We start from the raw sequence: 15690 nt of genomic DNA on the forward strand, positions 1-15690 counted from the left end.
GTTGTTTCGAAAATACCGCATAATTGTTTCATAAATGTATCATTTAACCGCTTTCAAGTTTTTTATGTCTTCCATCCTTCTCGGAAGCAAAAATGTAATGAATATTGTAGTACCTATTTCTTCACTACTCTCAATCCGCATGCTTCCGCCCTGCTTATTCATAATCTCCTGACAAATATACAAACCATAACCATTCCCATAACTAGAAGGAAGTGCCTTTCCTTTCGGAGACTCATTCCACTCTGCAAGCACCATTTCATCTATACCGATCCCATCATCATGAACAAAAACCTTCGCCTCATGCTCATTTACAATTACATTCATACGAATATGCGAAGCATCACTATACTTAATTGCATTATCAAGCACATTTAAGAAAATTTGCTTCGTCTTATCAAAATCCGCAACAACATGTACATCCGTTAACTCATTTATTACTTCAATTTCAAACTGATTTAGGCGAGGTTTCACAATTGAAACTGCTTCTTCTGCCAATTCCTTTATATTCACAACTGTAGGTGACACTTCAAACGTACTCGTCCCATATTTCGAAGACTTAAGCAGTTCCTCTACAAGTGATAATAAACGCTCACTTTCCACCGCCACATAACGAAGACTTTCCTGTACATCTTCTTTCGATTGTAACTTCGGAATTAAATCCACATAGCCGATAATTGCCGTTAGCGGTGTTTTTAGCTCATGCGTAATGCGGTCTAGGAAATCTTTCTGCTTCTCTTTCTCCTCCTGCAGTTGCTTAATATGCAGCTCAATTCCATCGGCCATCGCGTTAAAAGATGCTGAAAGCTGAGCGATTTCCACGTACTCATTTAACTCGATCTTACTCTTATAATCACCATTCGCGAGCCGCTGTGCCATTTGTCTCAACTGATCAATTGGTTTATGAAGAGACTTCGCCAAACGAATCGCAAAGAAAATACCGGTTGCTACTAGGCAAAGAGATGTCATTAAGAACGTCCAGCTCACATTCGTTAAAACTTCCTTCTCACCCGTTAACTCATTTATAAAACGAATACTTCCAATGACATCGTTTCCATAATAAACCGGGCTTGAAAACAAAAGAATAGGAGCTGGATCCGCCTCCTCAAAAACGTAAGACTTCTTTCCCTTCAAGGAACTCTCAATGTCGATGTTACGGTGAAGCAATGCTCCTTTTTGTGTATCTGCAACAACATCGCCATTCTTCCCGATCATCTGCACACGGACATCCATACGCTTCGCTAAATACGACGCAATTAAAAGTGAATTAGGACCAAGCGTATCCACTTCTGCTTCCTTCTCTAAATAATTCATCGTATAAATTTGTGCTTCTACACTTAACTTTTCTAAAGAATCTGCTGCGTTATGATACATATTCTTTTCTAACGTAATATAAACAACTGCATATAAAAGAACAAAAATCGGAATTAACAGCCCAACTATTCCAAACACCATATTTCGCTTTAAAGACATACCATCACCACTCAACAATCCAGTTTATAGCCAACGCCATAAATTGTCTTAATATATTCTCCGCTCGTACCAAGCTTCTTTCGAAGTCTCTGCACCATAATATCAACTGCTCTCGTATTTCCGATATACTCAAACCCCCATACTTTCTCAAGTAACTCGTCCCTCATAAACACACGCTGCGGATTTGAAACAAATAACTGACATAAATTAAACTCTCGGTACGTTAACTGAATCTCTTGTCCACTCACATGTACCTTTCTTTCCTTAGGACAAATCACTATCTCTCCAGCCTCAATTACTTCATGACTTACAGCGGTCTCCGTCTTCTTTACACGCCGCGCCATATTCTTAACCCGAAGAATAAGCTCCGCATAATTAAACGGCTTCGTCACATAATCATCAGCACCAAGCTGCAAGCCAAGCAACTTATCATTCATCTGACTCTTTGCCGTTAACATAAGCACCGGAATATCCCTATCCCTCTCACGGAACAAACGAAGCAACTCATACCCATCCGTATCCGGAAGCATAACATCCAAAATCAATACATCCGGCCCTTCATTCCATCGCTCTAAAGCTTCTCTCCCATCAGCCGCTGCCAATACTTCATAACCTTCCATCTCCAACTGCATCCGAATCAAATTACGAATACTCGATTCATCATCAACCACAAGTATTTTCATTACTCTCCTCCTTCCATCATGTATTATAGTACAGTTTAGTATAGCAAAAATCCTATAAAAAAAGAGAGGGTATTGTCGAACATATTTTGTCGACGATACCCTCTACCCTTTTATTATTTAGCTACAAAATAATCCGTTACATATTGTGCCCAAACTTCATGACCTTTAGCAGTTGGGAAACCAAATTCTTCTTTTAAATATGGTAGGATAGCCTTTGTCGATGCATCCGGCCATGCTCCCCAATGATCAATGTATGTATAATTATTTTGCGTCGCAAATTGTTTTAATGCTTCAATCGCTTTCGGATAATTTTTCGCACCATACACTGGATTTGATGGCTGAATCATAATCGTAGCGCCCTTTGCACTAGTAGAAAGTGCTTGAACAAACTTCTGTGTACTCGCAACAGAATTCCCATTACCAGTTTTACCGTTATCAGTAATAAATGGTGGCTCAAATAAAATCACATCTGGATTCTCTTTCGCAATCTCTTTATCACGCTTATTCGCGATTAACTCTTCTGTGCTTTCACCCTTATATTCCTTTACAGTCACATTCCATAAACCTTTACCGTAAGCAGCTTCTAAATTAGCCGTTAACTTAGCTGCCCAAGCACCTTTTTCAGATGAAGAACCTTCATCACCAACAATAACAAGATTTACTGCCTTTTTATCCTCAGCAGCTTTCTTTAACTTCTCTTTCACTGCATCTGGCAAATTCTTCGCGTATGCTTCATTAAAAGATGACTTCGTATCTTGTTTCTTCTCTTCCTTTTTCTCTTCTTTCTTCGCTCCGCTATCTTTCACTTCAGCCTTTGTTTTCGTTACTTCACTCGTTTGTGTTTGTCCTGTTGCATTCGCAATCTTCTTATTCCAGTAAAGCTTACCACTCACAACCGAAGCAACAAACAATACAAAAATAACAAGGACAAGTACTGCTTTCTTATTCATCGATTCACCTCATCTATTAATCTCACAATATATAATACTAATATAAATCCAGGCAAAAATAAACCCAACTCCTTCCAAAGGAGTTGGGTTATTACATACTACTTAGTCACTTCAAGATGCGCTCTTAATTTATTCGTTAAATCTTGTTTTGCAGCATCTGGAACATAGTAGTACCAAATACCATCAGCAGCTTTGTGACCGTCACCTGGGATTTGAATATCTTCACTATTCTGCAGACAATCTTTATAATTCTTTTGCATATCAAACATTTGATCTTGCGTTAAGTTTGTCTTCACATTCTTTTGAATTGCTGTAAGTACATCTCCATAGCTTGATAAAGAAGAGAAGCTTGCACCCTTCTTAATAACAGCCTGCATCACTTGACGTTGACGCATTTGGCGACCAAAGTCACCTCGTGGGTCTTCTTTACGCATACGTGTGAATGCTAGAGCTTGGTCACCTGTTAAATGGATATTTCCCTTTTGGAAATGATGTTCTCCAAGAGAAAATTCTAAATCATTATTCACATCAACACCACCAACTGCATCAACGATGTCTTTAAAGCCTTCCATGTTCACTTCAATATAGTAATTAATAGGAACATTTAAGAATTTTTCTACTGTTGCAACAGACATATCTACGCCACCAAATGCATACGCATGGTTGATTTTATCACTTTTTCCTTTTCCAACGATTTCTGTATATGTATCACGAGGGATACTTACCGTTTTCATAGAATTATTTTTAGGATTTAATGTGATGACCATTAAAGAATCCGAACGACCTTTGTCTTCACCACGTTCATCGGCTCCTAGCAATAAGATTGAAACAGGCTCAGATTTATTAATTTTTTCTTCTTGTTTATTCCCTTGATCACGTTTTAATGGTTTATGAACTTCATCTAATGTTTTTGAAACAGAAGAATATATATTATAAGCGTAAACTCCTCCACCTATAATTAATACCCCTATGATCCCTAATATCCAAAATAGGATTTTCTTTTTCATTAATATACCCTTCTTCCATCAATCATTCTTAATAGATTTTCTAGGAATGTAATTCTTAAATTAAAGTATCTTATTTTCTTTAACTAGTCAACTTCTCCTACCTCTACAACAATTCATCATATATATTTTTTAAATCCATACAAATTGTCTGCACCCTTCTAACAAACAATTTAGTTCAATCCTTCAAAATATCATTTAAAAATTTAAAAGCAAGGTAAAACATATAAGCGTTTCCTTGCTTTTAATTAGGCCTTAGTCCTCTATATATTCCAATTCCATTTTTGGCAATCAATATATCTTTTAATCTCTACTAAATAAGTCCCTTGTATAAACCTTATCTTCTATATCATATAGTTCACTGGTTAATCTATTAGCTACCACTACATCACTTATCTTTTTAAATTCTTCAAAGTTATTAATTACCTTAGAATTATAAAATGTCTCTTCATGAAGAGTTGGTTCATATACAACGACTTCAATCCCTTTTGCTTTAATTCGCTTCATAACTCCTTGAATAGCCGATTGTCTAAAATTATCTGAATCCATTTTCATGGTTAACCTATAAATACCGACAACTTTAGGTTCTCTCTTTATAATCATTTCTGCAATATGATCTTTTCTTGTTCTGTTTGCATCAACAATTGCTGTCATTATATTATTCGGAACATCTGTATAATTTGCCAATAATTGTTTTGTATCTTTAGGTAAACAATATCCCCCATAACCAAAGGATGGATTATTATAATGATCACCAATTCTAGGATCCAGTCCAACTCCATCAATAATTTGTTTTGTATCTAGTTCTCGTACTTCTGCATATGAATCTAGTTCATTGAAAAAGGCAACCCTCATGGCTAAATATGTATTGGCAAATAATTTAATCGCTTCAGCCTCAGTCGAATTTGTAAATAATACCGGAATATCTTTTTTTATCGCACCTTGAACTAATAATTCAGCTAATTTCTTTGCCCTATCCGATTTTTCCCCTACAATTATACGTGACGGATATAGGTTATCGTATAAAGCTCTACCTTCTCTTAAAAATTCTGGCGAGAAAATAATATTATTCGTTTCAAATTTCTCCTTTATTTTCTCTACATATCCTACTGGAACAGTTGATTTTATTACCATTATAGCTTCTGGATTAATAGATAAAACATTAGCAATTACAGCCTCAACAGTTCTTGTATTAAAATAATTTTTATCTGGATCGTAATTTGTCGGCGTTGCAATAATAACATATTCTGCATCCTTAAATGCTTTATAATTATCGGTAGTAGCCACTAAGTTTAGTTCTTTTATCGCCAAAAATTCTTCAATTTCATTATCTATAATAGGAGATTTTCTGTTATTAATCATATCTACTTTTTCTTGAATAATATCAAGTGCTATAACTTCATTATGTTGGGCAAGTAATATTGCATTAGATAAGCCTACATATCCTGTTCCTGCTATTGTGATTTTCACTTTAATCACATCCTTAATAACTTTTTGATGTAAATTTTTGGTTTAATTAAATAATAATTTAAACGAGAACCATAATGATTCTGAAAACCCCTTAATATCTCTTGATTTAACTCTGGATTATTAAAAATACATTTTCTTAAAGATTGATCAATTTCCACATTATAATGTGATGTAATTCCACTATGTGTTCCAGATCCATCCAGCCCAATGTTTCTTACTCGAGACTTAACTGGATAAACCGTAAACATATTTTTTTTCGATTGAGTATAACACCAACGAATTGCCCAAGAATCTATCTTTCCTTCCATTTGGGCATCGAGCATATTTGACATATCTCTTCCACCGCGGTTGAACTGATTTCTTAAACGTCTATTTTTTTTAAACTCTATATAATCTTTTACATCCCAATCAACTTGATCCCATCTATTCTTCCATGTCGCCCAACCCCAACTACATCCTCTATAAGAATAATAAATGTCACTCTTATAACTCTTAGGGAATCTAATTGGTATATTATATCCACTGATAGACCAGACCTTCTCTAAAGCATCATAATAATTTAATCCTTCGTTCATATATGTTAGAAAATCGGGTGTGGTTATCAAGTCATCTTCTAAAACTATTACTTTTCCATATTTATTAATAATTTCACTGACACCGTTCATTACCGATTTCGCCAATCCTTTATTTTCCTGAGCCTTCTTAATTGTAAGTGATTTAAAATACTTTTTTTCTTCTATAGTATCTATATAATCACGTACTGCCTTTACCTTTTCAAATGAGGCCTCATTTTTTGCCGCATCAGAAAAAATAAAGACATCGGACTCCCTTGCTAGTTCATTTTCAGATAAAGCTTCTATTGTTTTTATGGTATGTTCAGGTCGGTTGTACACAAAAATTATTACTGGAGCTAACATTTAGCGCCCTCCATTATTATATGATATTTATAACTTTCTTAACTTAAATAGATATTTTGGAGAAAATGCTTTTAAAATCATAATGCTGGAAATTCTTGTTTTTTTAAACAAAGCCAGTGTAACTACATTGGTAAAGACTTGCGCTATAAGAGTCGCAAAAGCTGCACCAAAGCCACCATAAATAGGTATTAACAAATAATTTAATCCTACATTTATTATAAGGCCAACAAAAGTATAAACCAGCGTGTACTTTTGCAGATTTTCAACTAGTAACCAAATGGACCTAGCGGACCCTAGTGTTGCAAAAGTACCTGCCCACACACTTATAGTAATTACATCCGCTGCATTTTTATATTCTTGTCCGTATAAAATAGAAACTATAAAATCTGAAAATACAATTACGAGTAAACCAAATAAGATTCCAATCCAAGCGATTATTGAATACAGAAGTTGTATAGTACCTATATAGTTCTCATGCGTATCTAATTTTTTTTTCATGATAATAGGCTGAAATGATGTAATAATAGCTAAAGGAACAAAATACCACATGCTAGCAATTTGAGTCGCAGCTGAGTACATACCCAATTCTTTCTTATCCGTTAACATAGAACCTAACATTACTTTATCAATTTGCATGTATATTGTAACCATCAGACCTGAGAGAATTAAATACCAACTTTTAGATAATATTTTCTTTGCATACTGAAATTTAAATTTCCATTTCGTATAAGATTTTCTATTTTTAAAGTACGCAATAACCAACGCTATCCCTATAATCAACGAATCCAACATATATATAAGAGATAAATGGAATAAATCCCCCTCGCAAAATACAAAAATAACTTTTAATAGTGCAGAAAAAATATATGCACTTATACGAATCAAGGAAGATATTTTAGACTTCTGATATGCTTGTATCCAATATTCAATAACTTCAAATGATTTAATAACCATCGTAAATGACATAATCATTACTAGTAAATGAACAAGTGGCTCATTTGGTGCAACAAATCGAATAATTATACTAGTAAACAACGTTAAAACTATACCACCTATGACCCTTAAAACTAAAGAGGTAAAAAGTATGGTCCCTTCTTCTTCCTCCTTATGCACAATTGATTTAACAGATAACGTTTCTAGACCTAATGTCGATAAAGCTGTAAACAAAGTTACATAAGCTAAAGCATAATTATATATGCCATATTTTTCTGGCCCTAAATACCTAGCTACTAGGGCCATAACAAACACACCTATGATCATAGTGACAACTTTATCCCCAACCAACCAACCCGCATTGCTCACGATTTTGGCAGCAATTTCATTACCCTTCATACGGTTTAAAAATAATTTAGAACTATTTTTCAATTTCAATGTTTATACCTTCTTTTATAAGATATCTTTATATATTTCTAATAGGCGTTTGGTATTTTTTTTAGAATCATGCGTTTGTAAAGCATGTACTCTTGCATTTTCAGAAAATCTTAGCGCTAGTTCATCATTTTTAAATATTTCACACACATAATGCGCCAGCATATAAGGAGCATCTACTTGATACACAAATCCTTCCTCTTTATGCTTTAGCATATCAGACACCCCTCCCACATCTGATGCAACACAAGGAACTCCTAATAGCATCGCTTCTCCTAAAGAATTAGGACTATTTTCAATAGATGAGGGACAGACAAATACATGTGACTCTAAATACCTTTCACACATTTGCTGCTCATTTAATATCCCAGTAAAAATAACCTTTTCTTGGATATTATAATTTTTAATAAGCTGATTAATATACTTTCCATATGATGAAAGTTTTATTTTTTCTTTTAAGGTTTTAGACCTCGTTATATCCACACCACCAATGTATAACTTCGCCTGAGGAAACACTTTTAGTATTAAAGGCATAGCTTCAATCATAAAATGTAACCCCTTTATAGGGTATGATCCTTGACTTAAGAAGATAGAATATCTCTCCGTTTTTTTTATATCCCACTTATAGTTATAGAATTCTTTTCTTAATGTTTCATTACAATGATGGTAAATCACATTTGGATTGATCTGAGTAGAGCATGCCCTATCCCATGTAGTTCTACCAATAACATGCTTTACTTTTTTTAGTGCTTCAATTTCAAATTCCCCACGTTTAATAAACTCCCGCTGTTGTCTTTTTATATTATTTTGTTTTATTAAATCTCTAAACGTATATCGTTTTTGAACAGCAATGGGTAAAGATGACATATAATGTTTAGCAATAATAGATACTAACCCCTGAATAGAAACTACAACCTTAATATTTTTCTTTTTACAAATATTCACCATCGAAAGTGTATGAGCAAACTCCGTGCCAAAAATATGAACAATATCGGGATCGAATTGTTCTATAGTTTGTTCAAGGTACGGATTTTCAACTATACTCATTGGATGATTTTTATTTACAGATGGGAAAGTATAGTATTTAATTTTTTCTCCTTGTAATAGCTGAATATCATTAAATCTATTGTTTGGAGATGCAATACATAGTGATACATCACTATGTATTGACAATGCTTCAGAGGCATTAACTAACCATCCTCCAAAAGGCAGCACTTCCTCTTTTAGAAGTAAGCTCGCCTCTGGTAAAGCAATGTTTGTAAGCCATAGTATTTTCATGGGAAAACTCTCCTTAAAACTCTCCTGAGATAATTATCTGAACAGAATATCATATTGCAAGTAATTTCTACATATACCCCCAATTAATTCCCTCGCATAAAAATTACTTCTCAACAACTTTAAATTAGAGAAATCAACCGTAAGATTAATTATGCTAATGCATCCCTAAAGAAAATCATCCTATTTTTAATGTTTTATTCAGCGCTTTGACTTTCTTAACACTACAACAGCCTTATATTTACTGAAGGCTACTTACTCATCATAATTTAAGAACGAGACTTACTCCTAAAATCACTGTATATAACCTAAAAATTTGTGAGTATTATAATTAGTTAAAAAATATTTTAAAAGAATAATCAAGTAATCTATTTTCTTTAAATAATTCCTTATAGCCAATTAAAGAATTGAACCACAATGCAGCGACAAAAATAAATACTATATACCTTGAGAACATAGCGCCATACTTACCATGAAAATATTTAGTTATCATTGGGAAAACCAATATTAAAGATACCATCGGATAGTACAAGGCCCTTGTAGCTATAACAGAAGATAGCGTAGCAAATAATATCATAATATAACAAATAAAGAGATTAATAATTATTTTTTCGTTCTTTTCAAGCTCTATCTTATTTGAGGTAATTGCAAGGATAAGTGCAATTGCATATAAAACAAACATCACTTTCCCCCCAGATACATCCACACTAGAGTTAAAATCCGTTAGATAAGGATCGTACCAAGAATTACCAGATATTAAAACGTATAAAGATAACAATTTATTGCCTAAATCCATTATCAAGAATATAGGTGATACTATTAAAATCATTATAAATTTTTTAATATTTAAATTTAATACAAAATAAAATATCAAACAAATTATTGCCGATTTATGGAAAAAACTAGCTATAATTATCCAAATAATGTATCGAACGAAGTTTTTATTTACAATAAATCTTATTGCATAGAAAAAAATAGCTACAGCTACCATTTGTCTTACTGTATTAAAACCGGTAAATAAAAAATACTGTAAAACAAGCAACGTTATGATATGTCTATATTTAGCCTTGCTGTCAAAATATTTAATACTAAGAAAAATAAATACATAAGTTATTACGGCATAAACAAAAAATATAAATTGTTGATTAAATCCAATCAAATGGGCTATCTTAACGATAGCCTTAAATGAATATTCAATTCGAGGTATATCATTATTCATTAAATAATCAAAGTTTAAAGCATACCCATTATAATCAGTTCCAACATTATATCTAAATCCTGTAATAAAAATTAGTATAAGGTATGGTGTAAAATCAATAGCATTAACTATCCTAATACTAATTTTCCTTGCACTAAGTAGTGTTGAAATATAAGACAGACTGACACAAATTATCGTTAACCAAATATAAAAACTCAAAATTCCCACCCTTTAAAAAAATTCACTTTAAGTCATAATTGTAATCAAAAATACCATGTACTTCGAACGCTTTAATCTATAATAACATCTAAAAAGTCCAAAACCTTCTTCGCTTGAACTGCGCTATTCTTATTTTCCAGAATAAATAATCTCGCGTCTTGGGTAAATTTATTTATTTCTTCATCAGGAATTGAAAATATCCTTTCAATTTCTTGTTTAATTGAATTAATATCACTATCATTTATTGAATATATGTATTTATCATATTCCTGTGGTATCCCCTTTAACCTTGTAGTTAAAAATGGCGTTCCAGAAACCATATATTCAAATGTTTTTGACGGAAAAGAATACATCGTATATTCATCTGCTGGATTTCTTGCATTAATTAATAATTTAGCCCTTTTTTCATACTCAAAAACTTCAGCCCTTGATTTAAAGCCAAAATATTTTATCCTTTTATCTTTAATCGATAAATTCTCAATATATTCTTTCATGTCTCCATCACCAAAAAGCCAAAGTTCAAGTTCATTATCTTCTATTCGTTCAAAAGCATCTAAAATATTTTTCACTCCATACTCAAAAGCTAATGTACCTGCATACATAATAGCTTTACTCCTTGTTACTGGCGATAAATCTAAATCATTATTAAAAATGCCTTCCATCACTATATATGGTCTATCTAATAAATTCACCTTTTTGTTCATTGGTTCAGCAAATAGAATATAGCCATCATAATTATGCTCAATATAATTAACTAATTTCATATAGTAAGAAAGGCAGTTTCTCTTAATCCAGTGCATTTCTTTTTGTCGATTAGCATTTATTATATCACTCGAAAGATCTGTAAAAATATTTACTCGCTTTATTCCCAATAACTTTGAGGCTATATAAATTCCAAAGGATAAAGGTGTGTAATTAAATGGTGTCAAAATAACCTTTTCTTTGCTTTTAAAGTTCTTCAGACCCCACTTTAAGGTTATATACATTCCCTGAACCACCGAGTATATCTCCTTAATAAGTGGTAAATTAATATTAGATAAATAGCGTACCATATTTTTATTGTTTAACTGCTTTTTTCTCTTTTTGAACTTTAAAAATTTCCCCTTAGGATAATATTGCTCTTGGTAAAGATAATATATTTCCATATTAATATCTTTGATCTCTGAAAATCCATTTACTAATGCTTTTTCAAAGGAATATTGCGCGACACGTGAGGGAAGTCCTGTAGTATTAGATATAGACTCAAACCACTCTTCATCACAAAGACTACCAAAATATAAAATTTTCATTTTCTACACCTATACATTTATAATTTTTAATTTTATGCTTCATAATTCAATTAGCAATCGTCTTTTAACAGGAGTTTGTTACAGTACTAATTATTTTTTTAGGCTTATCCCCTCTGTATTCAATTTCACAAGAGTTATGGTATTCTTCCTGCCCTTGTAAATAATTGCACATTAACACACTCAGCTCTTTTGAATTAAACGTATCAAAGAATTTTGCATTCTTGTAACCAGCAAGTACTTCTCTTGCAAATGGTTCATCCGCTGCAATTATAACTCCCTTACACTTTCTTGCTTCAAGCATCGGCATACCAAAGGTCTCAATATAAGAAGGAAATAGTAAGATGGAGTTAGCATACGCTTCAAATACCTCTTCTCTTGTTTTTTGACCCACAAAATAAATAGGCAATTGTTGAGTTTCTACCTGTCTATACAAATCTGCAATGTGCTGATTTTCATCTCCTCTTAATGTAAAAATCACTTCATACTTCAAATCTGTTAAACTTTTCAAAATTGCACAAGCTTCTACAATAACTTTATGATTTTTATATACACTTTCATTAGCAGGATAGAAAAAGGTTGATAATGATTTTGAATTAGGTTCAAAATACTTCTCTATCTTAGCATTAATAGTTGGTGGTATAACCTCAATTTTATTGTCCTGGACCTGACCTTTATCTATACAAGCTTGTTTCATCCATTGCGTTTGTACAATAATATGATCTGTTTTTTTTATTGAATCAATAATTTTACGACCTATTATATTTTGATATACCCAAAATAGTTTATTCTCTTTAATTGAAAATTTATGCTCCACAAATGGTAAAGATTGATGCACATAAAGAATTTGGTTACATTTTATGTGTGGAATTATGACATTTTGAAACGACAGTATTCTATCAATTCTATATTTTCTCACTAAATTTGGTGCTATAAAATTGTCAAAATAAAAACGATGTCCCCAACTTTTTTTTATCCATGGGAAATTTAGCACTTTTATATTATCTGTTTCTTCTAATTGAGGCGTACTTAATATAAAAAACCAGTTAATATTTTTGTCATTACTTCCAACCACCTCATTATAAAAATCATTTAAGATAGCTAATGCTCCACCTCTTTCCGCCGGAACATCAAAAACCATAATATTCATATCTATATTCCTTTCTCCAAACAGGTGCATTAATAATCTAAAATAACTTTTATAAATTTCATTTATATATTTAACCCCAAAAATTACCTACTAAATAAAGCTTGCCACTATTTCTTGAAACATTCCTAATCAATTCTATAACTAAGGGAATGTTAATTCAAATATATAGGGATATTCAGACATACTATTAATGATAAGAATGACTAGTGTATAAAATTCAATTTCCTACTAACATATTAACATTACAAATAAATTATAAAAAATTAGTGTACTTTATTCACAAAACCAAAAACACTTATGAAAATGATTATAATTTTTAAATATATGGACATTTGGGGGATCAATCCTTTTCAAAACATCTCCCCCAGGCAAACCACAAATACTATAAGTAATCCCATTATACTAATTAATTAGTAATGATTTGGTACCATCATAACAAGTCACAATTGTTTTATTTTCCCCAGACAACTCTATTAACGTAGTCTGTATATGAGAGAATTATTCTAAGCACTTTATCCGATACATTCGGCATACTGTAATCGCCTACAAGTCTTAATGTATTTTTTTCTTGAGTTTCTAGTACTTCTAACCCTTGAAGTATACGCTCTTTTCCTAAACCAACCATCATAACAGATGCTTCTTCCATTGCTTCTGGTCTTTCATGAGCTTGTCTAATATTGAGCGCCTTAAAGTTAAGAATCGAGGACTCCTCACTAATAGTACCACTATCGCTAAGAACTGTTTTTGATTTGATTTGAAGTTTCACATAATCATTGAATCCTAATGGTTTCAAGGTTCTTACTAACGAATTAAATTTAACTCCTTTCATATCAATCATATTTTTAGTCCTTGGATGTGTACTTACAATTACAGGCATATTATACTTTTCTGCAATTGCATTTAGACTATCTACTAAATCGAAGAAATTAGTTTCCGAATTGATATTTTCTTCCCTATGAGTGGATACTACAAAATATTTATCCTCTTCTAGCCCTAATCTTTCTAATACATCTGAGTTCTCAATATCATCTTTCCTTGAATTTAAAACTTCAAACATTGGACTTCCTGTTTTAATAATCCTATCTGCTGACATTCCTTCTCGTAATAAATACTCCCTTGCTATATCACTGTAAGTTAAATTAATATCCGCCGTGTGATCTACGATTTTTCTATTTGTTTCTTCAGGTACTCTTTGATCAAAACATCTATTCCCTGCTTCCATATGGAAAATTGGAATATGTCTCCTTTTAGCCGCAATAGCACATAAACAACTATTTGTATCACCTAAAACTAAAAGTGTATCTGGTTTAACTTCCTCCATAATAGGGTCAATTTTCACCAATATATTTCCAATGGTTTCTACAGCAGTCCCAGTTGCCGCATTTAAAAAATAATCTGGTTTCTTTAAATTAAAATCATTAAAAAACACTTCATTTAGTTCATAATCATAATTTTGTCCCGTATGAACGAGAATATGTTCTATCGATTTTGATGCTTCTAGTTTATTTATCACAGCTGATAACCTTATAATCTCCGGTCTAGTACCTACAACTGTCATAACTTTTAATTTTTTCATCAGTTATACCTCCAAAAAATAAGTGTCTGGTTTTCCTGGATCAAAACATTCGTTTACCCACATTACTGTAACTAGGTCGTTTTCCCCTATATTTACAATCGAATGTGTATATCCAACCGGTATATCAACAACTTGTAAATTTTCTCCACTCACTCGATATTCAATAATATCATCTAAATCTATTTTTCTAAATCGAATTAAACCTTCACCACTCACTACTAAAAACTTCTCATTTTTAGTGTGATGCCAATGATTTCCTTTAGTAATTCCTGGTTTTGATATATTTATAGAAACTTGTCCGCGCTCTGGTGTTCTAATAAACTCTGTAAATGATCCTCTATGATCGCTATGCATTTTTAAATCATAAGCAAATTTATCTTCTGGTAAAAAACTTAAATATGTACTATAAAGTTTTTTAGTTAAAGCATCTCCCATATTTGAGATACTTAGATTCTCTCTACCCTCTTTAAAGCTTTTAATAACATTAGCTAACTCACCAAGTTTAATGTTATGCGTTACAGGCACAAAACAATAATCACCCTGTATAGTTGGGGTATGATTTAAAGCTTTGAAAAATTCCTCCAACACATCATCTATATAGCAAAGATTCAGTTCTACATCTGGATCATTCACTTGAATATCTAATCCTCTAGCAATATTATGACAAAATGTAGCTACCACCGTATTGTAATTAGGTTTACTCCACTTTCCAAATAAGTTAGGAAGTCTATATACATAAGCTGTAGCACCAGTTTCTTTAGAGTAATTGAATAACGCCTCTTCACCAGCTTTTTTACTTTTTCCATAAGGATTATTATTTTCTGCCTGAATAGAAGAAGTAATAAGTACAGGGGCCTTATTACCATGCTCTTTTAATAAATTTAGCATTTGAGATGTAAAACCAGCATTTCCTTCCATAAATTCATTTTCATCCTTAGGCCTATTCACACCAGCTAAATGAAAAACAAAATTACATTCTTTCGTATACCTTTCAAGTAATGTAATATCGTCTTCTCTAGAAAATTCGAATATATCTTTATACCCCTGATTTTTAAGTTCCGCAACAAGGTTTTTTCCAAGGAAGCCCTTTGCACCTGTAACAAGAATTTTCATTAGTTATCCCG

General features: G+C 32.3%; 13 protein-coding genes. All 13 read right to left on the reverse strand.

Features of this window, described 5'->3' with window-relative positions; genetic code table 11:
• Positions 1 to 39 precede the first annotated feature (39 nt).
• The 13 genes from DOS87_RS28485 to DOS87_RS28545 all read right to left on the reverse strand — a co-directional run bounded on the left by DOS87_RS28485 (position 40) and on the right by DOS87_RS28545 (position 15679).
• Positions 40 to 1470, reverse strand: a complete 1431-nt coding sequence (locus DOS87_RS28485; protein ID WP_016078180.1) for a HAMP domain-containing sensor histidine kinase — start codon at positions 1468 to 1470, stop codon at positions 40 to 42.
• An 11-nt stretch (positions 1471 to 1481) separates the two neighbouring features.
• On the reverse strand, positions 1482 to 2153 hold the full coding sequence (locus DOS87_RS28490; protein WP_000699556.1) for a response regulator transcription factor: 672 nt from the start codon (positions 2151 to 2153) through the stop codon (positions 1482 to 1484).
• A 113-nt stretch (positions 2154 to 2266) separates the two neighbouring features.
• Positions 2267 to 3103: an SGNH/GDSL hydrolase family protein gene (locus DOS87_RS28495; RefSeq protein WP_208730164.1), complete on the reverse strand. Its 837-nt coding sequence runs from the start codon at positions 3101 to 3103 to the stop codon at positions 2267 to 2269.
• A gap of 98 nt (positions 3104 to 3201) precedes the next feature.
• A complete protein-coding gene (locus DOS87_RS28500) occupies positions 3202 to 4110 on the reverse strand; it encodes a polyisoprenyl-teichoic acid--peptidoglycan teichoic acid transferase TagU (RefSeq protein WP_086389713.1) in 909 nt (302 codons plus the stop codon).
• 300 nt (positions 4111 to 4410) lie between these two features.
• Positions 4411 to 5577 (reverse strand): nucleotide sugar dehydrogenase, encoded by a 1167-nt coding sequence (locus tag DOS87_RS28505; protein WP_086389712.1) that lies wholly within the window; start codon positions 5575 to 5577, stop codon positions 4411 to 4413.
• A gap of 5 nt (positions 5578 to 5582) precedes the next feature.
• Positions 5583 to 6494: a glycosyltransferase family protein gene (locus DOS87_RS28510; protein WP_086389711.1), complete on the reverse strand. Its 912-nt coding sequence runs from the start codon at positions 6492 to 6494 to the stop codon at positions 5583 to 5585.
• A gap of 27 nt (positions 6495 to 6521) precedes the next feature.
• The gene (locus DOS87_RS28515) at positions 6522 to 7865 is read right to left on the reverse strand and encodes a flippase (RefSeq protein WP_086389710.1); all 1344 of its coding nucleotides are present in this window, start codon (positions 7863 to 7865) and stop codon (positions 6522 to 6524) included.
• 15 nt (positions 7866 to 7880) lie between these two features.
• Positions 7881 to 9140, reverse strand: a complete 1260-nt coding sequence (locus DOS87_RS28520) for a glycosyltransferase family 4 protein (protein ID WP_086389709.1) — start codon at positions 9138 to 9140, stop codon at positions 7881 to 7883.
• Between the two features lie 328 nt (positions 9141 to 9468).
• Positions 9469 to 10554: an EpsG family protein gene (locus DOS87_RS28525; RefSeq protein WP_180232496.1), complete on the reverse strand. Its 1086-nt coding sequence runs from the start codon at positions 10552 to 10554 to the stop codon at positions 9469 to 9471.
• A gap of 71 nt (positions 10555 to 10625) precedes the next feature.
• On the reverse strand, positions 10626 to 11843 hold the full coding sequence (locus DOS87_RS28530; RefSeq protein ID WP_086389707.1) for a glycosyltransferase: 1218 nt from the start codon (positions 11841 to 11843) through the stop codon (positions 10626 to 10628).
• Positions 11844 to 11907: 64 nt separating this feature from the next.
• Entirely contained in the window at positions 11908 to 12990 is a 1083-nt protein-coding gene (locus DOS87_RS28535) for a glycosyltransferase (protein ID WP_086389706.1), read from the reverse strand.
• 451 nt (positions 12991 to 13441) lie between these two features.
• A complete protein-coding gene (wecB, locus tag DOS87_RS28540; RefSeq protein WP_086389705.1) occupies positions 13442 to 14566 on the reverse strand; it encodes a non-hydrolyzing UDP-N-acetylglucosamine 2-epimerase in 1125 nt (374 codons plus the stop codon).
• Positions 14567 to 14569: 3 nt separating this feature from the next.
• Positions 14570 to 15679, reverse strand: a complete 1110-nt coding sequence (locus DOS87_RS28545) for a capsular polysaccharide biosynthesis protein CapF (RefSeq protein WP_086389704.1) — start codon at positions 15677 to 15679, stop codon at positions 14570 to 14572.
• Positions 15680 to 15690 lie beyond the last annotated feature (11 nt).

Origin of the sequence: Bacillus sp. CR71, assembly GCF_003429245.1 — a bacterium.
Classification (GTDB): domain Bacteria; phylum Bacillota; class Bacilli; order Bacillales; family Bacillaceae_G; genus Bacillus_A; species Bacillus_A thuringiensis_S.